At 57.2% G+C, this 22,552-nt stretch carries 28 protein-coding genes and 1 riboswitch; of the genes, 12 read left to right on the top strand and 16 right to left on the bottom strand.

Annotated features, from left to right (window positions below; all coding sequences use genetic code 11):
• The first annotated feature begins 420 nt into the window (after positions 1–420).
• Positions 421–774 (top strand): DUF1304 domain-containing protein, encoded by a 354-nt coding sequence (locus tag ACJ8J4_RS05385; RefSeq protein WP_025303172.1) that lies wholly within the window; start codon positions 421–423, stop codon positions 772–774.
• A gap of 21 nt (positions 775–795) precedes the next feature.
• Here ACJ8J4_RS05385 and ACJ8J4_RS05380 read toward each other — a convergent pair whose 3' ends face one another.
• Entirely contained in the window at positions 796–1,182 is a 387-nt protein-coding gene (locus ACJ8J4_RS05380) for a helix-turn-helix domain-containing protein (RefSeq protein WP_004927697.1), read from the bottom strand.
• Positions 1,183–1,629: 447 nt separating this feature from the next.
• Complete coding sequence (locus ACJ8J4_RS05375) at positions 1,630–1,842, bottom strand: YccJ family protein (RefSeq protein ID WP_004927694.1); 213 nt, start codon at positions 1,840–1,842, stop codon at positions 1,630–1,632.
• Between the two features lie 183 nt (positions 1,843–2,025).
• Here ACJ8J4_RS05375 and ACJ8J4_RS05370 point away from each other — a divergent pair, with 183 nt between their 5' ends.
• Positions 2,026–2,265 (top strand): DUF2766 family protein, encoded by a 240-nt coding sequence (locus ACJ8J4_RS05370; protein ID WP_025303170.1) that lies wholly within the window; start codon positions 2,026–2,028, stop codon positions 2,263–2,265.
• 40 nt (positions 2,266–2,305) lie between these two features.
• Here the strand turns inward: ACJ8J4_RS05370 and ACJ8J4_RS05365 are convergent, their stop codons facing one another.
• The gene (locus ACJ8J4_RS05365; protein ID WP_004927690.1) at positions 2,306–2,539 is read right to left on the bottom strand and encodes a YobH family protein; all 234 of its coding nucleotides are present in this window, start codon (positions 2,537–2,539) and stop codon (positions 2,306–2,308) included.
• Between the two features lie 161 nt (positions 2,540–2,700).
• Here ACJ8J4_RS05365 and ACJ8J4_RS05360 point away from each other — a divergent pair, with 161 nt between their 5' ends.
• Both ACJ8J4_RS05360 and ACJ8J4_RS05355 read left to right on the top strand, forming a co-directional pair.
• A complete protein-coding gene (locus ACJ8J4_RS05360; RefSeq protein ID WP_004927688.1) occupies positions 2,701–2,859 on the top strand; it encodes a PhoP/PhoQ regulator MgrB in 159 nt (52 codons plus the stop codon).
• Between the two features lie 81 nt (positions 2,860–2,940).
• Positions 2,941–3,219 carry a YebO family protein gene (locus ACJ8J4_RS05355; protein ID WP_025303169.1) on the top strand — a complete coding sequence of 93 codons (279 nt, stop codon included), beginning with the start codon at positions 2,941–2,943 and terminating at the stop codon, positions 3,217–3,219.
• Positions 3,220–3,258: 39 nt separating this feature from the next.
• Here ACJ8J4_RS05355 and fos read toward each other — a convergent pair whose 3' ends face one another.
• The gene (fos, locus tag ACJ8J4_RS05350; RefSeq protein WP_025303168.1) at positions 3,259–3,666 is read right to left on the bottom strand and encodes a fosfomycin resistance glutathione transferase; all 408 of its coding nucleotides are present in this window, start codon (positions 3,664–3,666) and stop codon (positions 3,259–3,261) included.
• A gap of 169 nt (positions 3,667–3,835) precedes the next feature.
• Between fos and ACJ8J4_RS05345 the strand changes: the two genes are divergently transcribed.
• The 3 genes from ACJ8J4_RS05345 (at position 3,836) to ACJ8J4_RS05335 (ending at position 5,986) form a co-directional block, all read left to right on the top strand.
• Positions 3,836–4,138: a phage protein NinX family protein gene (locus tag ACJ8J4_RS05345; RefSeq protein WP_004927682.1), complete on the top strand. Its 303-nt coding sequence runs from the start codon at positions 3,836–3,838 to the stop codon at positions 4,136–4,138.
• A 74-nt stretch (positions 4,139–4,212) separates the two neighbouring features.
• Positions 4,213–4,449 carry a DUF4060 family protein gene (locus ACJ8J4_RS05340; RefSeq protein WP_025303167.1) on the top strand — a complete coding sequence of 79 codons (237 nt, stop codon included), beginning with the start codon at positions 4,213–4,215 and terminating at the stop codon, positions 4,447–4,449.
• A 175-nt stretch (positions 4,450–4,624) separates the two neighbouring features.
• Complete coding sequence (locus tag ACJ8J4_RS05335; protein ID WP_264383593.1) at positions 4,625–5,986, top strand: amino acid permease; 1,362 nt, start codon at positions 4,625–4,627, stop codon at positions 5,984–5,986.
• Between the two features lie 46 nt (positions 5,987–6,032).
• Here the strand turns inward: ACJ8J4_RS05335 and ACJ8J4_RS05330 are convergent, their stop codons facing one another.
• Positions 6,033–6,323 (bottom strand): hypothetical protein, encoded by a 291-nt coding sequence (locus ACJ8J4_RS05330; RefSeq protein ID WP_033632819.1) that lies wholly within the window; start codon positions 6,321–6,323, stop codon positions 6,033–6,035.
• Between the two features lie 219 nt (positions 6,324–6,542).
• On the opposite strand from ACJ8J4_RS05330, the gene ACJ8J4_RS05325 reads away from it, so the two are divergent.
• Positions 6,543–7,577, top strand: a complete 1,035-nt coding sequence (locus ACJ8J4_RS05325) for an MBL fold metallo-hydrolase (protein WP_135638292.1) — start codon at positions 6,543–6,545, stop codon at positions 7,575–7,577.
• Positions 7,578–7,661: 84 nt separating this feature from the next.
• Here the strand turns inward: ACJ8J4_RS05325 and ACJ8J4_RS05320 are convergent, their stop codons facing one another.
• Positions 7,662–7,952 carry a hypothetical protein gene (locus ACJ8J4_RS05320; protein ID WP_134942539.1) on the bottom strand — a complete coding sequence of 97 codons (291 nt, stop codon included), beginning with the start codon at positions 7,950–7,952 and terminating at the stop codon, positions 7,662–7,664.
• 306 nt (positions 7,953–8,258) lie between these two features.
• Here ACJ8J4_RS05320 and ACJ8J4_RS05315 point away from each other — a divergent pair, with 306 nt between their 5' ends.
• Both ACJ8J4_RS05315 and cspE read left to right on the top strand, forming a co-directional pair.
• Complete coding sequence (locus ACJ8J4_RS05315; protein ID WP_002211058.1) at positions 8,259–8,375, top strand: DUF2627 domain-containing protein; 117 nt, start codon at positions 8,259–8,261, stop codon at positions 8,373–8,375.
• Between the two features lie 41 nt (positions 8,376–8,416).
• Entirely contained in the window at positions 8,417–8,626 is a 210-nt protein-coding gene (gene cspE, locus ACJ8J4_RS05310; protein WP_002221949.1) for a transcription antiterminator/RNA stability regulator CspE, read from the top strand.
• 52 nt (positions 8,627–8,678) lie between these two features.
• On the opposite strand, the gene pgeF is transcribed toward cspE, so the two are convergent.
• Positions 8,679–9,395, bottom strand: coding sequence for a peptidoglycan editing factor PgeF (pgeF, locus tag ACJ8J4_RS05305; protein ID WP_004927619.1), 717 nt, complete (start codon positions 9,393–9,395; stop codon positions 8,679–8,681).
• 161 nt (positions 9,396–9,556) lie between these two features.
• Between pgeF and rlmA the strand changes: the two genes are divergently transcribed.
• Positions 9,557–10,375, top strand: a complete 819-nt coding sequence (rlmA, locus tag ACJ8J4_RS05300; RefSeq protein WP_048323884.1) for a 23S rRNA (guanine(745)-N(1))-methyltransferase — start codon at positions 9,557–9,559, stop codon at positions 10,373–10,375.
• Between the two features lie 63 nt (positions 10,376–10,438).
• On the opposite strand, the gene mntP is transcribed toward rlmA, so the two are convergent.
• The 5 genes from mntP to manX all read right to left on the bottom strand — a co-directional run bounded on the left by mntP (position 10,439) and on the right by manX (position 14,609).
• Complete coding sequence (gene mntP / locus ACJ8J4_RS05295; protein ID WP_142110047.1) at positions 10,439–11,008, bottom strand: manganese efflux pump MntP; 570 nt, start codon at positions 11,006–11,008, stop codon at positions 10,439–10,441.
• 11 nt (positions 11,009–11,019) lie between these two features.
• A riboswitch (yybP-ykoY riboswitch) is annotated at positions 11,020–11,203 on the bottom strand.
• Between the two features lie 218 nt (positions 11,204–11,421).
• A complete protein-coding gene (locus tag ACJ8J4_RS05290; protein WP_060559774.1) occupies positions 11,422–11,880 on the bottom strand; it encodes a DUF986 family protein in 459 nt (152 codons plus the stop codon).
• 54 nt (positions 11,881–11,934) lie between these two features.
• Entirely contained in the window at positions 11,935–12,777 is an 843-nt protein-coding gene (locus tag ACJ8J4_RS05285; RefSeq protein WP_015378157.1) for a PTS mannose transporter subunit IID, read from the bottom strand.
• A gap of 15 nt (positions 12,778–12,792) precedes the next feature.
• Positions 12,793–13,593 carry a PTS mannose/fructose/sorbose transporter subunit IIC gene (locus tag ACJ8J4_RS05280; RefSeq protein WP_264383592.1) on the bottom strand — a complete coding sequence of 267 codons (801 nt, stop codon included), beginning with the start codon at positions 13,591–13,593 and terminating at the stop codon, positions 12,793–12,795.
• Positions 13,594–13,649: 56 nt separating this feature from the next.
• On the bottom strand, positions 13,650–14,609 hold the full coding sequence (manX, locus tag ACJ8J4_RS05275) for a PTS mannose transporter subunit IIAB (protein ID WP_049203948.1): 960 nt from the start codon (positions 14,607–14,609) through the stop codon (positions 13,650–13,652).
• A gap of 562 nt (positions 14,610–15,171) precedes the next feature.
• On the opposite strand from manX, the gene ACJ8J4_RS05270 reads away from it, so the two are divergent.
• A complete protein-coding gene (locus ACJ8J4_RS05270; RefSeq protein WP_025303158.1) occupies positions 15,172–16,716 on the top strand; it encodes a TerC family protein in 1,545 nt (514 codons plus the stop codon).
• A gap of 16 nt (positions 16,717–16,732) precedes the next feature.
• Here the strand turns inward: ACJ8J4_RS05270 and ACJ8J4_RS05265 are convergent, their stop codons facing one another.
• The 4 genes from ACJ8J4_RS05265 to pabB form a co-directional block, all read right to left on the bottom strand.
• A complete protein-coding gene (locus tag ACJ8J4_RS05265) occupies positions 16,733–18,319 on the bottom strand; it encodes an EAL domain-containing protein (RefSeq protein ID WP_025303157.1) in 1,587 nt (528 codons plus the stop codon).
• A gap of 268 nt (positions 18,320–18,587) precedes the next feature.
• Positions 18,588–19,952: an L-serine ammonia-lyase gene (gene sdaA / locus ACJ8J4_RS05260; protein WP_025303156.1), complete on the bottom strand. Its 1,365-nt coding sequence runs from the start codon at positions 19,950–19,952 to the stop codon at positions 18,588–18,590.
• Between the two features lie 446 nt (positions 19,953–20,398).
• Positions 20,399–20,977, bottom strand: coding sequence for a CoA pyrophosphatase (locus tag ACJ8J4_RS05255; RefSeq protein ID WP_025303155.1), 579 nt, complete (start codon positions 20,975–20,977; stop codon positions 20,399–20,401).
• Positions 20,974–22,347: an aminodeoxychorismate synthase component 1 gene (pabB, locus tag ACJ8J4_RS05250; RefSeq protein ID WP_197836167.1), complete on the bottom strand. Its 1,374-nt coding sequence runs from the start codon at positions 22,345–22,347 to the stop codon at positions 20,974–20,976. The genes ACJ8J4_RS05255 and pabB overlap by 4 nt, the downstream gene beginning before the upstream one ends.
• Positions 22,348–22,552: the final 205 nt, after the last annotated feature.

Raw genomic sequence — 22,552 nt, 5'->3', positions numbered from 1 at the left:
AGGATATAATCGCCGCGGTTATTCGGCTTATTTCGCTCTAATAAGGCGTAATTAATGTGATCGCGGCTCCAGCTTTAGGACAATATAAGGTTTCTCGGCGGAAAAGTGATCTGGCGCATATAATGACAACGAGAAGAAGTTTAGGATAATCCTCAGGAAGTCAGGTTGTCTCCCGTTAGTCAGATGTCAGTGAGGTCATTATGAGCCAGGTACTCTATCGTGCAAGACTGTCCCATGTCGTGGTTGCCACGGCGTTGTTTTGGGTCTCTGTCGCGGCATTGTTGGTCGCCGTATTAAACTAACCTCAAAAAATGACTCCTGCATAAACCCGCTTCGGCGGGTTTTTTTATCTCTATCGATGGGGAGGTGAGAGGCGGCGTTTATAATTGACGACATCTTCAATAAACGACAGGGATCATCATGAAGCTCTTTGCCGATATTTTGTTGCTGCTCATCGCAGCGCTCCATCTTTATATCCTGGTGTTGGAAATGTTCCTGTGGCGTACGCCACTCGGCAGACGCGCATTTGGCACGACGGCGGAGTTCGCTGCAGCCACGCGGGTGTTGGCCGCCAATCAGGGGTTGTACAACGGCTTTCTGGCGTTGGGGTTGGCATGGAGCTACTGGCGTGAGGATATGGCGCTGCAGCTGTTTTTTCTCGGGTGTGTGCTGGCGGCCGGCGTATTCGGCGGCCTGAGCGCCAGCCGTAAAATTCTCTGGGTGCAGGCTCTGCCGGCCGCGATCGCGATACTGGCGGTCTGGGGGACGCGTTAACCCGCCGGTTTACGGCGGGCTTCAGGCGGATTTTTGATGAATGACGTGCAGCGGCGGATCGATGTGCAGATCGACGCTCAAATCCTGGCGAAAATCATAGGGCGTGATATTAAAACGCTTTCTGAACATGTAGGTGAAGTGGGACTGTGAACCGAAGCCAAAGTCCAGGGCGATATCGAAGATCGACGCTTCACTGCTGCGCAGTTGATAGACCGCGCCGGCCAGACGGCGTTCGCGAATGTATTTGCCGAGCGAAATCCCTGTCGCTTCTTTGAACAGCTTCTGCATGTGCCACAGCGAGTAGCCGGAGTACTCGGCCAACTCTTCGAGATGGATCACTCGTCCGAGGTGAGTTTCGACCCATTTGCTGAGGGCGCAGACCAATGAGAGGTGGTGTTCTTGTATCATCAGTGCGTCAGTGTGAGACCTACATAGCGGTGAAGTATACACAACTTGCCGCCGTGGACAAAAACGCCACCGATGACCGGGGGGGATTATTCGGAAAAACCGTTGAACCGCCGCTTGTCAGCAGAAAGGAAAAACGGCTAATCTGAGACTGTCGCCGCCGCGGTGGGGGACGGAAAGAAGGCCACAGCAAGTAACCGCCAAAACAGAGTCAGCCGTAACAACTCAACGTTGATGGGGTGATCGCATGTTAATGACAGTGATTATTACTCTGGTTGTAATCGTGGGCGTCGGCGCTTTTATGGCGATGCCGGTGATGAGCATGAAAAATGCGGAAAGTGTGGGAGGTGAAGAGCCGTGAGAGCAAGAGACATTGCACGCCGCTGAGCGGGGCGTTCGCTAATCGGGAAAGCCTGGGTCAGAAACCCGGGCTTTTTGTTGCGCGGGCGCTCAAACGTTTTTCCGCTCGACGGTTTCCTCTCCCCAATAAAGCTGGTCGGCGGTGGTTTTGGCAAAGGCCTTCTCCAGTGCTTCATCGCTGCCTTCTTCCCAGATTTTCTGCGCCAACACTTCGTCGTTCCCTGCCAGCTCAAAAATGGCTTCGGCGATTTCCACCGAAGTTTCACGCACTGTCGCCCAGGATTTCACATTGTGATTCGCCATAACTTTCTCCTGTTGGTTGTGGCTTATGGGTGGTTTTTGCCACCGTCATGCTGCAAGTATAGGCTAATCCGCCGCGGGCTTTTGCCCGGCGGTGCGCAGAAGGGGAAAAAAACGGGGAGAGCGGGCAATGGCGCGGACGCCGTGCTATTCTGTGCGGCGTTTGAATCAAGAGGGAAAGTTATTATGTCTGACATGCTGAGCAACGAGCAGGAACTGGCTTCCGATCTGGTCGCTTGCCAACTGGTCATCAAACAGATTTTGGACGTTATCGACGTGATTGCGCCGACCGAAGTGCGCGACAAGATGGCGGGTCAGCTAAAAAGCATTGATTTCTCCACGCACCCGGCAGGTGCCGATCCGGTGACACGCCGAGCGATTGACAAGGCGATTGCGCTGATCGAGATGAAATTCACCCGCAGCTGAGGCGGGGCCGCCGCAAAGCGACGGCGTCGGGCGGTGGCGGTTAATCCACCACCGTTTCGATTTTCTTGAACAACGGGCAGTCGGCTACGCCGATGAAACCGTTGTCGCCATTCACGTACTGGGCGATCGCCACGTTGCGCGCCGTCAGGTATTTGCACTGCAATCCCAACCCGCCAACGTTTTTGTTGCTGCCGATCAGCACGCCGTAACCCGAGATCAAAAAACCGCCGTAAATGACCGCTAGCACCAGTACCCACTTAATCAATTTGCTCATTGCGCTTCCTCATTATCCCTGAGGGTTCATCTAGCCATGACTGCCGCGCGACGACAAGGGTAACAGTCTGAAAACCGGGCAATAGCCAGAAATCTAAACGGAAAGTTAAACTTCGTTTAACTTCGCTGTGATAACATGCGCGATAGATTACCCAGATAACAATGAGGCTGCTAAATTTGTTGCGAAAAAAAATCCTCGTGATAATGACGGCCGTCGCTGCCTGCCTGTTTTTCTACCTGCTGGCGCTGGATAGCTATTGCGACGACGGTGGAAATTTTGCGTTGGGCATCTGTTCGGTGACCCGCTTCGTGCCCTGGTAAGCAATTTTCGGTAGGGATGTTCGCACGGCCGCCGCGAGTGCTAAGATGGCGGCCTGAATTTCGCAGTAGATAGGGTTGTCCATGTACGATTTAGGTTTTGGCCAGAACGGCCTGTTGTCGCTGGCGCTCGCCGTTGTGGCATTGTTGGCCGGGCTGTGGGTTTGGTTCCTGGTGAACCGCGCCAGTGTGCGCGCCAACGAGCAGATTCGCCTGCTGCAGGAAATTGCCGAGCAACAACGCCAGCAAACGGCGCTGTTGAAGCGTTTAGCGCACAGCGCAGGCGCTGACGGCGCCGCTGCGGCTGACGACGACGATCTCAGCCCCGCGCTGGATTTCAAAGGTTTTATCCCCGAACGTTGAACATGATGCTCCGGCCGGCGGCAGCGTCGCCGGGGCGTTTCAGTAAAACACCATGCCCTGATACGGTTTTTCCCGGCATGCCGCCAGGCGGCTGGCCAGATCGCCGGCATGGATCTCCAACTGATGCCCATCGGGATCGAGAAAGTAGAGCGATTCGCCTTCGCTGCGATTGCTTTTCCACTCTTCGACGCCGGCCTGGCGCAGCCGCTCACTGACCCGTTCAATGTGTTCCGGCGCGACGCTGAAGGCGTAATGGGTGTAATCACGCTCCCGTGGTTGCATGCGGGCCTCATCCAATGACAGACACAGCCACAACGCCCCCAACGACAGATAGGCGCCGCCTTGCCAGCGGGCGTGAGGGGTAAACCCCAACAGATGACGATAAAAATCGAAGCTGCGATCGAGATCGCTGACGGCGAGCGTCAGGTGGTTGAGGCCGGTCAACATGCGTGCGTTTCCTGGGCGCTAAACAGAGGAAAAGTGTACGCAGAAGGGGAGAAAAGTTAAAGGGAGCAAAACATTAGTTCAGATAATGTGAAAACCGGCGGCACTGTCATAAAACTGTCTTACAGACATCGTAATGTAGCGCGAACCTTACGAAAGATGGATGAAGCCGATGATTAAATGGTACGAAGAAAGCGATGCCGAAGTGAACCGCAGCATCGCGCTGCTGACCGGAGAGAACCCGGACAAGTGGTATCCCTACGGTGGCGTGAAAGGTAAAGATTACTGCAAGAATCCCTCCGATGCCTGGCCGATTATTTGCGCCAACAAAATCAGTCTGAACCCCGACAACCAAAGCGACAGCCCGCAGTGGCAGGCGCGCATGAGCACCCAGGGCGGTGAATGGCAGGCGGACAGCGCCAGCCCGCTGCGCGCGGCGATGATCTGCTTCCTGATGAGCCGGCAGGCTAACTGAGTCGAACAATACCGGTGATTGGTAAGAGTTTCTCCTTTTTCTAATAACAGAGCTGTCGTTGGCGGAGGCTGTTTATGAAGCGCATTATCAAAGGTGATAAAAACTTGTCTCATCTGGTGATTGCCCATGCGGCGATCGATCGTCATGCCGAAAGCTTTGGCCAGCGTCGTCAGGGTTGGCCCTCGACCTACCTGATAAAATATCAAAACGATCGCGTGGCGGTGGAAGTGGTCACGCGTCGCCAATCTTATGTCGCCACGCTGATGATAGGCGCGCGCAACCTGACCAAACTGTGCGGCATGCCAGGCTGAACGCCGCCATTTCACGCTTTCTCACGGTTAAAAAATCGCGCTCCGCTACGCCGTCTCGGGGCGCTTCTCCTTGATGCTCACGGGGTTAAGTGTTAAAAAGCCGCCCGCAGATACATTTATTGATTGGTGAAATCTTGGCCGATAACGGCAAGGGTGTACGCCATATGAGGATAAGATGGGCGGTCAGCATCAGGATACTCCGCTAAAACGCGGCTTAAAAAACAGACATATACAGCTTATTGCCCTCGGGGGCGCCATTGGCACCGGTTTATTTCTCGGCATTGCGCAAACCATCAAAATGGCCGGCCCCGCCGTGCTGTTGGGCTACGCCATCGGCGGCTTTATCGCGTTTTTAATCATGCGCCAGCTGGGCGAAATGGTGGTGGAAGAGCCGGTCGCCGGATCTTTCAGCCACTTTGCCTATAAATATTGGGGCGATTTCGCCGGTTTCCTTTCCGGCTGGAACTACTGGGCAATGTTCATTTTGGTCGGTATGGCGGAATTGACCGCCGTCGGCATCTACATTCAGTACTGGTGGCCGGAAATCCCCACCTGGGCCTCCGCCGCGCTGTTTTTCGTGCTGATCAACCTGATTAACCTGGTGAACGTGCGCCTGTACGGCGAAACCGAGTTCTGGTTCGCCATCATCAAAGTGGTGGCGATTGTCGGCATGATCGTGTTCGGTGCCTGGCTGTTGGCGAGCGGCAACGGTGGCCCACAGGCCAGCATCACCAACCTGTGGCAGCAGGGCGGCTTTATGCCGCACGGCTTCTCTGGGCTGGTGATGGCGATGGCGGTCATCATGTTTTCGTTCGGCGGGCTGGAAATGGTCGGCATCACCGCGGCGGAAGCCGCCGACCCGCGTCGCAGCATTCCCAAAGCCACCAATCAGGTGGTGTACCGCATTCTGATCTTCTATATCGGCTCGCTGACCGTGCTGCTGTCGCTCTATCCGTGGGGGCAAGTGGTGGAGGGCGGCAGCCCGTTCGTGTTGATCTTCCATGCGCTGAACAGCAATCTGGTGGCGACCGTGCTCAATGTGGTGGTATTGACCGCCGCGCTGTCGGTCTACAACAGCGGCGTTTACGCCAACAGCCGCATGCTGTTCGGGCTGGCCAGCCAGGGCAACGCGCCGCAGGCGCTGACGCGTGTGAATAAACGCGGCGTGCCGGTGCTGTCCATCGCGCTGTCGGCGTTGATTACCTCGATCGGCGTGCTGATTAACTACCTGATGCCCGGTAAGGCGTTTGAGCTGCTGATGGCGCTGGTGGTTTCAACGTTGGTGATCAACTGGGTGATGATCTGCCTGGCACACCTGAAATTCCGCGCTGCCAAGAACCGTCAGGGCGTCATTCCCAGCTTTAAGGCGCTGTGGTATCCGTTCGGTAACTACCTGTGCCTGGCGTTCCTCGGCCTGATTCTGGTGATCATGTATTTCAGCGAAGGGATCCGCATTTCGGTGCTGCTGATACCGGTATGGGTTGCGGTGCTGTGGTGCGGGTTCATGCTGACGCGCCGTAAAGGCGCCAAGCGTTAATCTGCGTGCTGCGGAGGCGTATTGCCCGCCTCCGCTTCTTTTCTCGTTAGCCGCGCGGCATAAAGGCGCGGCCCTCGCCGTGACCCCGCCCCAGCAGTTTCCGGCACAGCAGCAGCAGGGTGCTGATGATGTCGATGGTCACCACGCTGAGCATCAGCAGGGTCAGCATGAAGAACCCGAGCAGCGAACCGCCAAGCAGCACCAGCGGTGCAGGCACGCGCACGCGGCGCAGCTTCATGGCGAAATACATTTTCCAGTATTGCTTCTGCGCCAGCAGCGCGCTACGAATACGGCGCCCCAGGCCTGCGCCTGATTTGCGGGATGTCGAACGACTCATAACTTCTCCTTTTCTGTATGCCCTACAAGTCAATCACAAAGATCTTAAGAGAGTCTTAACGGGCTCTTGGCGGCCCTGGCTTTCCACCGGAGTGAGACAACAGCATACGGCAAAAGGTCCCGAGATGCAGCGCACGGCTGACAAAGTGCGAGCTTCATCGGGTTTGTTACACTGAAAGTCATGCCCGTGCAGGGTGCTGTGGTCGGGAGAAAAGGCAGGATGAAAAGAATCAACCGTTATTACGACGCGGCCAAGGCGCATCATACGCCGGAGGGATTTCGCAACCTGGAACCTTCGCGGCGCCAGGAGGGCGATCTTCGGCGTTGGCAAGATGAACGCAAGCGGCAGGGGCTGCCCAGGCCGCCGCAGCAGGGTTACGCGCAATTTACCCAGCGCTGGTGGCAGCCTGCCGATCTCAGTGGCAGCGACGACAGCGTCTGGTGGTTGGGGCATGCCTCGATGCTATTGCGATTGAGCGGCCGCTATATCCTGATCGATCCGGTATTGTCCGAACGTGCATCGCCGCTGAGCTTTTACGGCCCAAAGCGCAGAACGCCGCCGCCGTTGACGGTGGGGCAACTGCCGGCGGTGGATGTGGTACTGATCTCCCATAACCATTATGACCACCTCGACAGGCGCACGGTACGGCAATTGGCGCAGCGTTTCCCGCAGGCCGAGTTCATCGTGCCGTTGGGGTTGAAGCGCTGGTTTCGACGCTACCGGCTGAAGGTGCATGAACTGGACTGGTGGCAGAGCCTGTCACTGGGCGAGCTGACGGTCTATGCCACGCCGGCGCGGCACTGGAGCATGCGCACGCTGTGGGATCGCAATCGCTCGCTGTGGTGCGGGTGGGTGATCCACCATCCGGCGCTACGGTTTTATTTTTCCGGCGACAGCGGTTATTCGGAACGGCTGGCGGAGATCGGTCAACGGCTGGGGCCGTTCGACGTGGCTGCGCTGCCGATCGGCGCCTATGCGCCGCGCTGGTTTATGCAGGAGCAGCATATGGATCCGCAGCAGTCGGTGGCGCTGTATCGCGAGCTGAATCAGCCGCGAGCCATTCCCATCCATTGGGGAGTATTTGAACTGGCGGATGAGTCGCTGGACGAACCGCCGCAGCAGCTGAACCTGGCCCTGAGCGAGGCGGGGTTGGAGCAGCATCAATTCCTCCCGCTGAAGATTGGCGAGCGCATCGCGTTGCAGGGTTCATCGCCTGCGTTACCTCATCACCCGGCGGCGCAGCGGGATGAATAAAGTCAATGGTTTGAAAGCGCAGCTGTAATTAGCAGAATTGATAAGTGCGGGTGGTGATTCAAATAACCCCCGTGTTTTCAGGATTTAATTCAACGTTGAACTTTCGTTATTGATAAGATTATTCCGGCTATTGAGGTTAATGACATTCGGATTATTTATGATGAACCCACCGGCAGCGGAAGATGTGCCGGCGCTTTGCATGCTTATGCATCCGTTGTGCAGGGCAGAGACGTTGCCGCCGACCCGTGCGCCGTTCTCGCCCGCGCCGTTTGGCGGCAGGCCGGAAAGCCGATGATGAATGGGCTTTCCGGCGGTAAATGGTCGGAGGAGCGATGAATAAATTGGCCCCCGTTCATCGATATTCAAATGTTGCATATCACATTCCATAAAGATTCAAATTTTTTAACGCTATAAGCGGCAAAAAAGCGGAAATGATGAGACGCAAAGGCGTCAATACGATGAAAGTTTTGTTAAAACTCCAGCAGAATGCGGGGTCTGGCGCAGTGATTTTGGCAAGCAGAAAATAGCCGATGCTTCAACATCTTTTGGCCTATTTAAGCAAATGTTGCGCTCGACCGTTTCAAATATGTGCGACATGTCGTTCAGTGATTAAAAATGGCTTGCCATCGCATACAGAGTATGTGATAACGCATCTGGGTAAAACGAGGTACAGTTCTGTATATGTGTGGCATTTTCAGTAAAGAAGTTCTGAGTAAAGACGTTAGCGTTGAATACCGCTTCTCTGCCGATCCTTATCTTAGTGCCTCAAGCAGTAACGACTCTAGTTTGTCTATGTAACGCCCTCGGGCGGTTTAAACAATCCAAAGGAAATACTCAAGATGGCAAAGATCAAAGGTCAAGTTAAGTGGTTCAACGAGTCTAAAGGTTTCGGTTTCATCACCCCGGCTGACGGCAGCAAAGACGTGTTCGTACACTTCTCTGCAATCCAGGGTAACGGCTTCAAAACCCTGGCTGAAGGCCAGAACGTTGAGTTCGAAATCCAAGATGGCCAGAAAGGCCCATCTGCAGTAAACGTTACTGCTATCTAATCAGCGTCAGCTGTACAAAAAGCCCGCCTTCGCGCGGGCTTTTTCGTTTCCGTCATCCGGCGGCGATGATGATGCCGGCGTACTGGTTGCGGCCTTTGATCCCCGGATGCGTCGGATCCTGCGCGCGCCGGTGGCTGTTGCGGCGATAGCTGGTGTATTTGAAGCGCTGCGGCCGCTGTGGGTCGACGTCCGGCGTGCAGATGGTACAACTGCCGGCGCGGTCAACGGCGGCGAAGCCGAGCGCCGCCAGCTTGTATTCGGCAATTGCGGCCAAATCGAGATGCCGGTAATGCGGGCTGATCAGCGTGGCGGGCAGCGGCAGGCGCTGTTTAAAACTCTCCACCAGCGCTTCATCGACTTCGTAGCAGCACGGGCCGGCGGCAGGGCCGATGGAGACGACCCAATCGGCGGTGTCGCCGTCCTGGCGAATGCGTGCTGCCATCTGTTCCAGAATGCCGTCCAGCAGCCCGCGCCAGCCGGCGTGCACCGCAGCGATGGCGCCGCCGTCACGGCGGCTGAACAGCACCGGCAAACAGTCCGCCGTCAGTACGCTGAGCAGAATGCCGGGCTGGCGAGTATAGAAACCATCGGCCTCGCCGCATGCCTGCGCCGGCTGCAGCACATCGACGATGCGGGTGCCGTGCACCTGTTTTTTTTCCGGCAGCGTGGCGCTGTAGGGCAGCAGATGCCCGGGCAGCAGCGCGAGTTTGCTGCCGAAGCCGTGCTGAATGTGGGGCACCGCATCGAGCAGCGCGGAACGATCGCTCATAAGTTATGTTCACCTGCATGAGAAAACAGACTCTCAGTGTAGCCAGCTTTTTCCCCGCTTGGCCAGGTGTTGTTGGCGACGAAAGCGAGCGGGGATGCGCCTTGCATCAAGCCGACGCCTTCTTTAGACTAGCCGCGCCCTGTCTTTCTGGAAGCCCATTCATGTCTTATCAATGCCCCCTGTGTCATCAACCGCTGCATTTTTCCTCACAACACTGGCGTTGTGACGGCAATCATCAGTTCGATCAAGCCAAAGAAGGTTACGTGAATCTGCTGCCGGTGCAGCACAAACGATCGAAGCAGCCGGGAGACAGCGTGGAAATGATGCAGGCACGGCGCGCGTTTCTCGACGGTGGATATTATCAGCCGTTGCAAGCGCAGGTGGCCGAATGGCTGGATTCGGCGCTGGCGGCCGATGCAGGCGCGTTATTGGACATAGGCTGCGGGGAAGGGTATTACACCGCCGCCGTGGCCGCACGGCTGGCTCAGGAGCGCAATATGGCGGTCTATGGGCTGGACGTCGCCAAAGTGGCGATCCGTTATGGCGCCAAACGTTATCCGGCGGTCTCGTTCTGCGTTGCCTCCAGTCACCGTTTGCCGTTCGCCGACGGGGCGTTGGACGCGGTCTTGCGCATTTATGCGCCTTGCAAGGCGGAGGAGCTGGCGCGGGTAGTGAAGCCGGGCGGCGTGGTGCTGACGGTTTCGCCGGGCCCGCGTCATCTGTACCAGCTGAAAGAGCAGGTGTACCAGCAGGTGCAGCTGCATGCCGAACAGGATGAACAGTTCGCCGGTTTCGACTGTCAGCGCAAAGAGGCGCTGGCCTATACGATGACCCTACCGGGCGCGCAGGCCGCCAATCTGCTGCAGATGACCCCGTTCGCCTGGCGCGCTACGCCGGAGGTGCAACAGCGGTTGGCCGAGGGCGGCGAGTTTGTGTGCGAGACGGATTTCGTGTTGGCGTTGTACCGACGTCGCGCTTAAGGGGTCTTGAACTCAGAAACAAAAAAACCTGCCGCGGCAGGTTTTTTTTGCAGTTCGGTCGCCTCAGGTCAGGTAGCCGAGGTGCTCCAGCAGGATGTTGACGCCGATGCCGATCAACACCACGCCGCCGAGGATTTCGGCGCGTTTGCCCAGCAGCGGGCCGATAAAGCGGCCGATCATCATGCCCAACGTTGCCATGATCATGGTGGCGCAGCCGATGGCCATTGCGGTGTGCACGATGTTCACCTGCAGGAAGGCCAGACCGACGCCGATGGCCATGGCGTCCAGGCTGGTCGCGATAGCGGTGGCCACCAATATCCAGAAGCCGTGGCGTTTGACCTTCTCTTCTTCGTCGGGCCTGTTGCGCACCCCTTCGACAATCATGCGCATGCCGAGAATGAACAGAAGCGAGAAGGCGACCCAGTGATCCCATTCCATGATGTATTGGCTGGCGAACAGGCCGATGGCCCAACCGATGAGCGGGGTGATTGCTTCGACCACGCCGAAGATCAGACCGGTGCGGATCGCTTCGCGAAAGCGCGGCTGATGCAGACTGGCGCCTTTGCCGATAGAAGCGGCGAATGCATCCATGGACATGCCGAAAGCGAGAATAAGCGTTGCTGAAAGGTTCATGTGAAATAGCCTCGGCCGGGTGGCTCCATATACACGTAACCCACCCCCAACCAAACGACGGAGTTACGTGTCTATGGTCTCGCCAACCTTACCTGGCTGCCCGCACCACGTTTCATACGACGAAACGAGTATGTTGATACGGGCGTTTCTGGCGTTTTATTCTCCAGAAACCGGCTACTCCCCAATGACGGCGCAACCATACCATATTATTTCCAGTACCGACAACTTTATTCTGGCGCGATTTTTGTTCTTAATTGAGACTCGTTTTCATTAATCTGAGTTCATGTGGGAATATAATGTAGACGTGGGTAACAATGTTGCAGAAATAATAGTCAGAAATGAAATGGCGCTGCCGATTAATTATCCATAGACAGCGCAAGGTTTGAGCGAGAATAAAATTAATTTCCCTTTATTTATTGATTATCAACGAAAAAATTGTATATCTTCTCCAGGTCATCCAATTGCGTCACCTGAACCAACAGCCGGCGCTGCTCCAGGTCGATGGCCAGAATGCCGTCCTCCGATAAATTCATGGCTTTAATGCGGTTATATTCGACAAAAACATTGGCGAAGAAAAAACCGTGCGCTTTAAACACCATTTTGGGCGAGCGGATATAAGCAATATAGATGGCGAGCAGCGCCAAAGAAATAAGCAGATAAGTGGTTAATAGCGCGCCGTTGGCGGTGACGTTACGGTAAATCAGAATGGCGATCAGGCCGACGAAAATCAGGCTGTCGAGGCGGTTGCGGCGTTTGAGCGGCACTTTGAGCCGCGTTTTGCCTTTCAGCAGATCCATGCCGAATTCGTCGTACAGCGAATACAGCAACAGCAGGGCGATAAACAGCATCAGTACGGCGTCGGTCAGTGACATCTCTTGCTCCACACATAAAAAAGCCGGGGGTTGCCCCCCGGCCGTTTCGAACGATTACAGGCCCAGCAGGCCAATCCAATAGCCAAAGATACCGATGACGAAGAAGCCGATGATGATCCACAGCGCGTTGACTTTCTTGCGCAGCAACCACATACAGGCGAAGGTCAACAGCAGCGGCACCAGGCCCGGCATCAGCTGGTCGAGGATGGTCTGCACCGTGGTGACGTTGGTATGCCCGGTCTGGTCGGTGATCTTGGACACCACCAGCGGGATATTCACGTGCGTCCACTTGTTGACCAACGCGCCCATGACAAACAGGCCGAGAATGGACGCTCCTTCCGTCAGTTTCTGCAGGAAGCCGCCGCCCATGTCGTTGACGATATCCACCCCTTTACGGTAACCGTAGGCCACGCCGTAATAGCGGGTCAGCAGGCGCACCAGGTTGAACAGCACGAAGAACAGGATCGGTCCGAGCAGGCTGCCGCTCATGGCGATGCCCGCCCCAAGCGCGGCGAATACCGGCCGCACGGTGCCCCAGAAGATCGGGTCACCGACGCCCGCCAGCGGCCCCATCAAACCAACCTTGATGCCGTTGATTGCGGCGTCGTCGATCGGTGCGCCGTTGGCGCGTTGCTCTTCCATCGCCATGGTCACGCCGAGCACCGGTGCCGCCACGTAAGGGTGAGTGTTGAAGAACTCCAGGTGACGCTTGATCGCCTGTTTGCGGTCGTCATTGTTTTCCGGATACAGGCGACGGATCACCGGCACCATCGAGAAGCAAAAACCCAGCGCCTGCATGCGTTCGAAGTTCCATGAACCCTGGAACAGGTTCGAACGCAGGAATACGCCGCGAATATCGGCCGGCGTGAGTTTCTTTTGAGCAGTTGTATCAACCATTTCTCTCACCTATTCCTAGTCGAGTTCGTTATCGAGATCGTTCGCGTTAGCCGGGCCGGCCTGTACAACTTGAGACTTGTTGTATTTCGGGCTGAGCTGGATATACAGCACGGCCATCACCACGCCAATGACGCCGAGCGCCACCAGGTTGAAGTTGGTGAAGGCGGCGGTAACGAAACCGAGATAGAAGAACGGCATCAGGTAGCCGGCGCGCATCATGTTAATCACCATTGCGTAACCGACCACGACGATCATGCCGCCGGCGATGTTCAGGCCGCTGGTGACCACTTCCGGGATCGAGTTGAGCAAGGCGTGTACCCCGGCGGTGCCGACCGAGATGGCGACAATGACCGCCGGGATGGCGATACGCATCGCCTGCAGCAGCAGGGCGCCGACATGGATCCAGCTAATGGCGCGCAGGCTGCCGCGCTCCGCTGCGCTATCCGCCGCGTGCTGGAACGCCACGGTGAGGGTACGCACGATGATGGTTAATACCTGGCCGGCCGCCGCCAGCGGAATGGCCAGGGCGATACCGGCGCCGACGCTTTGCCCGCCGGCGATGACCAGAATGCTCGAAATGATGGACGCCAGGGCAGCATCCGGCGCGACGGCCGCACCGATGTTCATCCAGCCCAGGGCGATCATTTCCAGCGTACCGCCGATGATGATGCCGGTTTTCATATCGCCGAGGATAAAGCCGATCAGGGTACAGGCGACCAGCGGACGGTGGAACTGGAACTCGTCGAGGACGGAACCCATCCCGGCGATACAGGCAACGATAAATATCAGCACAATCTGAAGAGTGGTGATCTCCATTGCACTTCTCCTATGACCAAAAAAGCTCTGAGTAAAATAATTAGCGGCTGGCGCCACTAATTGAGTTTGTTAATCAGGTCCATCATTTTTAGCCGGCTGTCGGACGAGACCTTACGTACCTCCAGCTCGATACCGCGATCGTTCAGTTTCTTAAACGCTTCGATATCTTTTTCATCGACGGAAACGGCGTTGTTCACCTGGGTTTTCCCCTGGCGGAACGCCATGCCGCCGATATTGACGGATGTAATCTCCACGCCGCCTTCCACCAAACGCCAGACGTCGGTCGGGTTGGTGAATAACAGCATCACGCGATCGTTGGCGTATTTCGGGTTGTTCCAGACGCGGATGGCCTTCGCCACGTCCACCACGTGGGCGGTGACGCCCGGCGGGGCAACCTGGGTCAGCAGGGTCTTGCGCACATGGTCGGCGGCGACTTCATCGCTGACGACGATAATGCGGCTGACGTTGGTCTCTTTGGTCCAGCGGGTAGCGACCTGGCCGTGGATTAAGCGGTCATCGATGCGCGCCAGGCCGATTTTCATGTGGTCGTTCGGCCCCAACGGCGCCTGAGGGGCAGCGGCTTTGGCGACGGGTGCTGCGGGTTTTGCGGGTTCTTCCTGCGGTTTTTTCAGCGCTTTCACGCCTTCACGGCCGGTTTCCAACGCCAGCGCCACCAGTTCATCGAAAGCGGGGTTGTCGTCCCGCGCCATGAAGGTTTCCACCAGCATCGGGATGTTGACCCCGGTGACGACCTCATAGTGTTCTTTGTCGACCGCAATGCGGCTGGCGGCGTTGAACGGGCTGCCGCCCCAGGTATCCACCAGGAACAGCACGCCGCCGCTGGTATCCAACCCACTGATTTTTTCGTTGTACTTGACGATTAACGTTTCGGCATTCTCACCGGGAACGAAGTCTATAAAGGCGACGTTGTCCTGCTCGCCCAATAGCATCTCCGCCGTTTTCAGCAGTTGTTCCGCTGCAGCCCCGTGTGTGCCGATGATAATAGCTATTGCCACTCGCTACCTCCTCGTTGAACTCCAGACGCGGTGTGTGTCGTTTCTCCGCGCCGTCTTGGCAGTCACTTCCGCGGTTCAGATACATTATGGTAGAAAAAAAGAAACGCACGCCTAACATTTCTCACGCAGTTTCAAATGCCTGTGCGTGATACTTCACGAACGCGAGATTTATTTTAGTGAGTGAAAAAATATTTTTTGTGACGCTGCTCCGCTATTGAATGCTCGGGGAAATCTTAGCTGTCGCAGACGATATGGTGTGGCGCCACCCTAAACCGCCGTTGAAAAAGCCGCTTTGTCCCCCAGAAAAATCCTGATACAGTAATTTCTTCTTTCATCACTAAGGAGTGAAGGGCCTCAGCCCTCCCTATGGACTGTCACCGAAGTTACTGTTTTTCCAGGTTTCACCCGCCACCTGCTGGCGTTGTATATGCTGTTCGGCCCTTCGGCCATCTCCCGGTAACCCCATCCCGTCACCTTGCTATTGTCGACTGCGCCCATGCAGCGGCGGCATCGTCACGTCTGAGCGGCGAGCGCTCATTCCCACTTTTTTCTGGAGTCTGATATGGAATTTTTAATGGACCCCTCTATTTGGGCTGGGTTGCTTACGCTGGTGGTGCTGGAAATCGTGCTGGGCATCGACAACCTGGTGTTCATCGCCATTTTGGCCGACAAATTGCCGCCGAAGCAGCGCGATAAGGCGCGCGTTATCGGCCTGTCGCTGGCGTTGCTGATGCGTTTGGGCCTGCTGTCGGTGATCTCCTGGATGGTAACCCTGACCACACCGCTGTTCAGCGTCGGCGATTTCAGCTTCTCTGGCCGCGATCTTATCCTGCTGTTCGGCGGGGTATTCCTGCTGTTCAAGGCCACCATGGAGCTGCATGAGCGGCTGGAAGGGCAGACGCACCAGGATGGCGCCAACCGCGGTTATGCCAAGTTCTGGGCGGTGGTGGTGCAAATCGTGATCCTGGACGCAGTGTTTTCGCTTGATGCGGTGATTACCGCCGTAGGCATGGTGAACGATCTGCCGGTAATGATGGCGGCGGTGGTGATCGCGATGGCGGTGATGCTGTTGGCATCCAAGCCATTGACCAACTTCGTCAATGCGCACCCGACCATCGTGGTGCTGTGCCTGAGCTTCCTGTTGATGATCGGCCTGAGCCTGATCGCCGAAGGCTTCGGTTTGCATATTCCGAAAGGCTATCTGTACGCCGCGATCGGCTTCTCGATCCTGATTGAATTGTTCAACCAGATCGCGCGTCGCAACTTCATCAAGCATCAAGCGCGTCGGCCGATGCGCGAGCGCACCGCGGAAGCGATCATGCGCCTGATGGGGCAGCAGCGCGCGCAGCAGTCGGACGATGAGGTCGCTTTGCCGAGGGATGAAACCTTTGCGGCGGAAGAGCGTTATATGATCAGCGGCGTGTTGACGCTCGCCTCGCGTTCATTACGCAGTGTGATGACGCCTCGCACGGACATCTCCTGGGTCGACTGCGAGCGCTCCCGCGAGGAGGTGCGCGCACAGTTGCTGGATACGCCACACAGTCTGTTCCCGGTGTGTCGTGATTCGGTGGATGAGATCGTCGGCGTGGTACGCGCCAAGGATCTGCTGGTGGCGCTGGAGCAGGGTGAAGATATTGCCGAGTTTGCCGCCCGCACGCCGCCGATCGTGGTGCCGGAAACCATGGACGTCATCAAACTGCTGGCGGTGCTGCGCCGCGCCAAAGGGCGTCTGGTAGTGGTCACCAATGAATTTGGCGTCGTGCAGGGGCTGGTGACGCCGCTGGACGTCCTGGAAGCGATTGCCGGTGAGTTCCCGGACGAGGATGAAACGCCGGATATCGTGGCGGAAGGCGACGGCTGGCTGGTGAAGGGGGGAACCGATTTGCACTCGCTGGAACAGGCACTGGCCTGCGATGACCTGGTCAGCCCAACCGCAGACTACGCCACCCTGGCGGGGCTGCTGTTGGCTCACTACGGCCAGATGCCGGTGGTGGGGGACACCATTGAACTGAACCACCTGCGTTTCGATATCGTCGAGGTCTCCGACTATCGCATCGAATTGGTGCGTGTTACCCGCGTCGTCTTTGACGAGCCGACGCAGTCGTAACCCTCCCGCCGGGGGCTCAGGCCTCCGGCGGATCCTCTTCCGCTTTCCTGACGCGCGATTCGTACTGTTGCAACCACAGCGGGAAAACGTGGATCGGCATTGGCTTGGCGAAATAATACCCCTGCAGGGCATTGACCTCGCGTGAGCGCAGATAGTCGGCCTGTTCCTCCGTTTCGACCCCCTCTGCCACCAGTTTCAGCTTCAGCCTCTGCGCCAGCGTAATGATGGTGTCGGTCACCGTGGCGTTGACCGCGTCGGTGCCGATGGCCGCGGTAAACCCGCGGTCGATCTTCAACACGTCCGGGCTGAGGTTTTTCAGGTAGCTCAGCGAGCTGTGGCCGGTGCCGAAATCGTCGATAGCTAGCATGATCCCCATGTCTTTCAGCGTGCGAATTTGGTCATACTGGATCGCCGACAGCGCGGTGCGTTCGGTCAGCTCCAGCATCAATGAGGGCATCGGATGTGCCGGCAGCCAAATCTGGCGGATATCGTCGATGATGTTGAGCGTTTTAAAATGCTCGGCAGCAACGTTAATGCTGATGTAGAAGGACGGTCGTGGCGGGAACAGCTGCAGATTTTCCGTCACGGTGTTCATCAGATAGCGAGTGAGCGGAATGATGAGGTCATGCTGCTCGGCCAACGGAATAAACACGTCTGGCGAGATCCACCCCTGCCGCTTCTTTTTCCAACGCAGCAGCATCTCGACGCCGGCACAGCGCCCGGTATCGCTGTGAATGATCGGTTGGCAGTAAACGCGGAACTCCCGATGGGTAATGGCATGGCCAATGTGGTAAGACAGGCTCATGCGGTTAGCGGTGAGCAGGTAGACCACATAGGCCGCCAGCAGGCTGATCAGCAGCGCCAGCGGGATATGGCGCGGCAGTGCGGAAAACGCCAACATGCCGACCTGCGGGCCGAACAGCGAAATCGAGAACGGGTAACGCTCGGAACCGGCGGTGTAACGCAGATCGTTGGTCAGGGTGTCGCGGCGCAGGATTTCGCGGCGCCCGTATTCCAGGCTGCTGTCGGCTACGTTCAGCACCATGCGCTGAACATAAGGCTCCTGCGGTTCGAGTAAAAAGTTCGATAACAGCTCGATATTGAAGACGTGCAGCACGCCGCTGCTTCTATCGCCGGGGGAGGGTGTCCACATCACCAACGTGGGCAGTCCTTTGCTCACCGCCAACGAAGGGCGCAGCGCCAGCCTGACGTTGCTGTTGACGAAAATCGGCAGCACGGCAGCCAACTGATAATGTCGGGCGCCAAACAGACTGGAGCAGTAGATGATGCCATTTTTTACCAGCAGCATGGCGCGCAGCGCCTGATTTTGCGCGGCGCGAAAGCGCAGGGTCGATGAGACGTTCTCGCAGGGTTGTTCCAGCATGTCCATACTGCGTTCCGCCTGCAGCTGCGCGGGGGACAACAGCTGGTCAATTTTGCCGACGGTGCGGGTGGCCAACGTTTGCTGGCTCTGCTCGATGCTTTTGACCTCTTGATAGTAACGGGTATACAGAGATACCAACAGAATAGCCACGCCCACCGCTCCGGCCAGCAGCCAACGGTAGTAACGATATTGGGACGCGGCGAGGTGGGTCATCAACATCCGGTAAATCCTTGTTCGGTAATCCAGCTCCGAGTCACAGTCAGGCCACAGCTCCTTAAGTTGCGCTCGGCTAATTCTAGCCTGAGGTTATACAAGATTGATGGTAACTCAGTAAATTATTTCGATTTGGCAAAACAGAAGGTCAATTTGCAGGCTAACCGCTGGATCGATGAGAAAAATGCAGGATATTTTCTGGTGACATTGTCACTAAAAACGGTCAATGAATTGATTGCCCATAAAAAACCCCGCCGGGCGGCGGGGTTGTCTGTCAGTCGCATTGCACCTTGATTGCCAGGCCACCGCGTGATGTTTCTCGGTATTTGGCGTTCATGTCTTTGCCGGTTTCGTACATGGTCTCGATCACCTTATCCAGCGAAACGCGCGGTTCGCTGGTGCGGCGCAGAGCCATGCGGGCGGCGTTGATCGCCTTGACCGAGGCGATGGCGTTGCGCTCGATGCACGGCACCTGTACCTGGCCGGCGACCGGGTCACAGGTCAGCCCCAGGTTGTGTTCCATGCCGATTTCCGCCGCCACACAGACCTGCTCAGGGCTGCCGCCCAGCAGTTCAGCCAGGCCGGCGGCCGCCATGGAGCAGGCCACGCCGACTTCGCCCTGGCAGCCGACTTCGGCGCCGGAAATGGACGCGTTCATCTTGTACAACGCGCCGATGGCGCCCGCTGCCATAAAGTAACGGATGTAGATATCCGGGCTGACGGACTCGATAAAGTGATCGTAGTAAGCCAGCACCGCAGGCACGATGCCGCAGGCACCGTTGGTCGGCGCGGTGACGACGCGGCCGCCGGCGGCGTTTTCTTCGTTAACCGCCAGTGCGAACATGTTGACCCAGTCGATCACGTTCATCGGATCGTTGGACAGTTTGTCCGACGCCACCAGCATGCGGCGCAACGCGGAAGCACGGCGCGGTACGCGCAGCGGCCCCGGCAGCACGCCTTCGGTGTTCAGACCGCGATCGATACAGGCACGCATGGTTTGCCAGACGTTGCCGAAGTAGGTTTCGATCTCTTGCTTGCTGTGCAGCGCCAGTTCGTTCTGCATCACCATGCCGGACAGTGACAGCCCGGTCTCGCGGCAGTGGTCGAGCATTTCGCGCGCGGAGTTGAATGGATAAGGCATTTGCAGCTCTTGCTCGGCGTCCTTACCGAAGTTCTCCTCGTCGACGATGAAACCGCCGCCGATGGAGTAATAGGTCTTGCTGTACACTTCTTTATCGCCGGCGAAGGCGTGGATTTGCATGCCGTTCTCGTGCAGCGGCAGGTTGTCGCTGCGGAAGACCATGCCGCCGTCGCGTGGGAAATCGACTTCATGCAGGCCGTTGGCCAGCATCAGGCGTTGACGTTGTTCTACATCGCGAATAAAGCCAGGAATGCTATCGATATCGACGGTGTCCGGCATGTTGCCGGCCAGGCCGAGAATGATGGCGATATCGGTATGGTGACCTTTACCGGTCAATGAGAGTGAGCCGTAAACGTCTACGGCAACACGCGTGATAGAAGGCATCAGGCCTTTATTTACCAGATCGTCGACAAACTGTTTGCCGGCTTTCATCGGTCCAACCGTATGAGAGCTGGACGGGCCGATGCCGATCTTAAACATGTCGAAAACGCTAATCACGCTAAAACTCCTTAAAGAGACGTATTGTTATGGCTGCGGCGGTTAAAAACCGCGCAGGGAACAGCGATATTGTAAAAGGGCCGTGCGGGTTCGGCTGCCTTTTTCGCATGAAATTAAATAATCCGTGGTGTCGCTTTTTTTACTGATTACCCGGGGCGAACCCTTATGCGAGGTATCCGCTTTCGCCCAAGCTCCATTAGCGGTAATCGCGCCAGCTTTCCGTGCTGAACGCCGCCGGCTTAATCCCTGTTTCTACAGTGGTTTATCTCGGACGGTGGTATTTTACAGGTATTTCGTAAGGTTTAAGAGAGGGTTTACAGTTTTTTTAAAACCATTCAATCGGAACGGTAGTTGAAAAAGCGTTCAAATGAAGTGATTTCGATCGCTTTACCGGCAGCGGAGGCCGTCGGCCATGCCAGATTGCGAGTCAGATCACGTAATATGGGCTAAATACTGACCTGCTGCGCCAGACGCCGAATGATGGCTGCGGTCAGCCCCCAGATAAACTGGCTGTGATACCAGGAGAGGTAAATGCGGTGCGTATGGCCGGCGCGATGAATATCCAGCGGATAGTAACGCGACAGGGTCAGCGCTTCCCTCAAGGGCATCTCGAACACGTCCGCCACTTCACCCTCATTGGCGTGGAACTGCACATCCGGCGAGACCAGGCCGACGATGGGCGTGACCTGAAATCCGGTGCTGCTGTCGAGCGGCGCCATTTGGCCGAGGACGGTCACCGCCTGCGGCGGTATCGCCACTTCTTCCTGCGCTTCTCGCAGCGCCGTGACGATCGCCGACCCGTCTTCAGCGTCGGTTTTACCGCCGGGGAAGGCCACCTGGCCGGCATGTTTGCGCAGCGAGTCGGCGCGGCGGGTCAACAGCAGCGTCGGCTCTGCGCGGCAAACGATCGGGATCAGCACCGCCGCCGGGCGCACATTGTGCGAGATCTGCGCCGCCTGGGGCAGCTGCAGTTGAAAACGGCTGATAAAGGCGTGCAGTGAGGCTGGTGTGTTCGATGGGATCACGACAGGGCACACTCCCCAAGCTGCGGCAGAATACGGCCAACCTTGTCGAAGGTCTCCTGGTATTCCGCCTGCTCCTGGCTGTCCGCCACGATGCCGCCACCGGCGGAGCAGTGGATGCGGCCGTTTTCGGTGACGAGCGTGCGGATGGTGATATTGGTGTCCATGGTGCCGCAGGCGCTTAGGTAACCGATACTGCCGCAATAGGCATTGCGGCGCTGCGACTCCAGCTCTTCGATGATTTCCATCGCCCGCACCTTGGGCGCGCCGGTGATCGAGCCGCCGGGGAAGCAGGCGCGCAGCAGTTCGGCCGCCGAGGTCTGTTCCGGCAGGGTTGCGGTGATAGTGCTCACCAGGTGATGCACGGCGGGAAACGGCTCCACGGCAAACAGTTCCGGCACCCGTACGCTGCCAGGCTGGGCGACGCGGCCGATATCGTTGCGCAGCAGATCGACGATCATCAGATTTTCAGCGCGATCCTTGGGGGAATCGGCCAAACGGCGAGCCTGAGCGGCGTCCTGTTCCGCGTCCGCCAGCCGCGGCAGCGTGCCCTTGATCGGGCGGGTTTGGATGCGCTGCTGCTCCAGCCACAGGAAGCGCTCGGGAGAGACGCTCAGTACGCTGTTGTGCGGCAGGCGCAGGAAGGCCGAGAACGGCGCGCGGTTGCAGGCGCTCAATCGACAGAAAGCCTGCCACTCATCTCCCTGATAGTCGGCGGAGAACCGTTGCGCCAGATTAATTTGGTAACAGTCACCGCTGCGCAGGTAGCGCTGAATACGTTGGAATTTCTCGCCGTATTGCCGCCGGCTCATATTGGCGCGCCAGTCGCTCAGCAGCGTGAAAGGGCGTTCTGTCGGCGCGGTTTGGCTATTGAGCCAGCACCAGCGCTGTTCCACGTCGCCATAGCTGAGCAGCGTCAGGGTTTGCAGACGGTGATCGGCGATCAGCGCCCAGTCATAAATGCCCACCGCCATGTCCGGCAAGGCGAGGTCGGCTGCGGCCAACTGCGGCAAGCTTTCCACCCGCCGCCCGAGATCGTAGCCGAACAGCCCCAGTGCGCCGCCCTGAAATGGCAGATCCGGGTTAAACGCAGGTTGCCAACCTTGCGCCACCAGGTGTTGCTGCAGCAGGGAGAATGGATCTTCCTTCGACTGAATAGTGACGCCGTCACTTTCTATTTTCGTGCTGGCGCCCTGGGTGGTGAGCGTAACGCACGGCTGCGCGACCAGGATGTCGAAGCGGTTATGCGAATGGTCGGCGAAGCCCGAATGCAGCAGCATCGCCCACGGGTGGGTTGAAATCGAGGCGAAAAGCGTCATCAGGGCACTGCGGCTGTAGGGCAAAGATTTTATGTTTGGGGCGGTTACGCTCATGAACGTCAATAAACCTGGCTGTGAGGACGGCGATATCTGGCGGCTAGTGTGCCATAGACGGTCACGTCATGCATGTTTTGCCACGCGCGACATGGAGCACAGTTCACATAAACGGCAGTTCAATAAACCTGAGATAAGGCATTTTTTGCGCCATTGATTATACTTCGATATGTTAAAAATTTAACGTCAAATGCACTGGACGTTT

Source organism: Serratia sp. CY47280 (assembly GCF_052168655.1).
GTDB lineage: Bacteria > Pseudomonadota > Gammaproteobacteria > Enterobacterales > Enterobacteriaceae > Serratia > Serratia bockelmannii.
This window is presented reverse-complemented; position numbering and strand designations above follow the sequence as displayed.

Excerpts from the sequence above, each read along its gene's own strand:
- ACJ8J4_RS05330 (WP_033632819.1), bottom strand. The coding sequence starts at position 6,323 with ATGAGTCGTTCGACATCCCGCAAATCAGGCGCAGGCCTGGGGCGCCGT.
- ACJ8J4_RS05270 (WP_025303158.1), top strand. The coding sequence starts at position 15,172 with ATGGAATTTTTAATGGACCCCTCTATTTGGGCTGGGTTGCTTACGCTG.
- ACJ8J4_RS05290 (WP_060559774.1), bottom strand. The coding sequence starts at position 11,880 with ATGTCACTGACCGACGCCGTACTGATGCTGTTTATCGCCCTGCTGTTG.
- ACJ8J4_RS05360 (WP_004927688.1), top strand. The coding sequence starts at position 2,701 with ATGAGGCTGCTAAATTTGTTGCGAAAAAAAATCCTCGTGATAATGACG.
- ACJ8J4_RS05375 (WP_004927694.1), bottom strand. The coding sequence starts at position 1,842 with ATGGCGAATCACAATGTGAAATCCTGGGCGACAGTGCGTGAAACTTCG.
- ACJ8J4_RS05385 (WP_025303172.1), top strand. The coding sequence starts at position 421 with ATGAAGCTCTTTGCCGATATTTTGTTGCTGCTCATCGCAGCGCTCCAT.
- ACJ8J4_RS05335 (WP_264383593.1), top strand. The coding sequence starts at position 4,625 with ATGGGCGGTCAGCATCAGGATACTCCGCTAAAACGCGGCTTAAAAAAC.
- ACJ8J4_RS05285 (WP_015378157.1), bottom strand. The coding sequence starts at position 12,777 with ATGGTTGATACAACTGCTCAAAAGAAACTCACGCCGGCCGATATTCGC.
- ACJ8J4_RS05365 (WP_004927690.1), bottom strand. The coding sequence starts at position 2,539 with ATGAGCAAATTGATTAAGTGGGTACTGGTGCTAGCGGTCATTTACGGC.
- pgeF (WP_004927619.1), bottom strand. The coding sequence starts at position 9,395 with ATGAGCGATCGTTCCGCGCTGCTCGATGCGGTGCCCCACATTCAGCAC.
- mntP (WP_142110047.1), bottom strand. The coding sequence starts at position 11,008 with ATGAACCTTTCAGCAACGCTTATTCTCGCTTTCGGCATGTCCATGGAT.
- ACJ8J4_RS05325 (WP_135638292.1), top strand. The coding sequence starts at position 6,543 with ATGAAAAGAATCAACCGTTATTACGACGCGGCCAAGGCGCATCATACG.
- ACJ8J4_RS05380 (WP_004927697.1), bottom strand. The coding sequence starts at position 1,182 with ATGATACAAGAACACCACCTCTCATTGGTCTGCGCCCTCAGCAAATGG.
- pabB (WP_197836167.1), bottom strand. The coding sequence starts at position 22,347 with ATGAGCGTAACCGCCCCAAACATAAAATCTTTGCCCTACAGCCGCAGT.
- ACJ8J4_RS05315 (WP_002211058.1), top strand. The coding sequence starts at position 8,259 with ATGTGTGGCATTTTCAGTAAAGAAGTTCTGAGTAAAGACGTTAGCGTT.
- ACJ8J4_RS05340 (WP_025303167.1), top strand. The coding sequence starts at position 4,213 with ATGAAGCGCATTATCAAAGGTGATAAAAACTTGTCTCATCTGGTGATT.
- ACJ8J4_RS05320 (WP_134942539.1), bottom strand. The coding sequence starts at position 7,952 with ATGCAACATTTGAATATCGATGAACGGGGGCCAATTTATTCATCGCTC.
- rlmA (WP_048323884.1), top strand. The coding sequence starts at position 9,557 with ATGTCTTATCAATGCCCCCTGTGTCATCAACCGCTGCATTTTTCCTCA.
- ACJ8J4_RS05280 (WP_264383592.1), bottom strand. The coding sequence starts at position 13,593 with ATGGAGATCACCACTCTTCAGATTGTGCTGATATTTATCGTTGCCTGT.
- ACJ8J4_RS05355 (WP_025303169.1), top strand. The coding sequence starts at position 2,941 with ATGTACGATTTAGGTTTTGGCCAGAACGGCCTGTTGTCGCTGGCGCTC.
- fos (WP_025303168.1), bottom strand. The coding sequence starts at position 3,666 with ATGTTGACCGGCCTCAACCACCTGACGCTCGCCGTCAGCGATCTCGAT.
- ACJ8J4_RS05370 (WP_025303170.1), top strand. The coding sequence starts at position 2,026 with ATGTCTGACATGCTGAGCAACGAGCAGGAACTGGCTTCCGATCTGGTC.
- cspE (WP_002221949.1), top strand. The coding sequence starts at position 8,417 with ATGGCAAAGATCAAAGGTCAAGTTAAGTGGTTCAACGAGTCTAAAGGT.
- ACJ8J4_RS05345 (WP_004927682.1), top strand. The coding sequence starts at position 3,836 with ATGATTAAATGGTACGAAGAAAGCGATGCCGAAGTGAACCGCAGCATC.
- ACJ8J4_RS05265 (WP_025303157.1), bottom strand. The coding sequence starts at position 18,319 with ATGTTGATGACCCACCTCGCCGCGTCCCAATATCGTTACTACCGTTGG.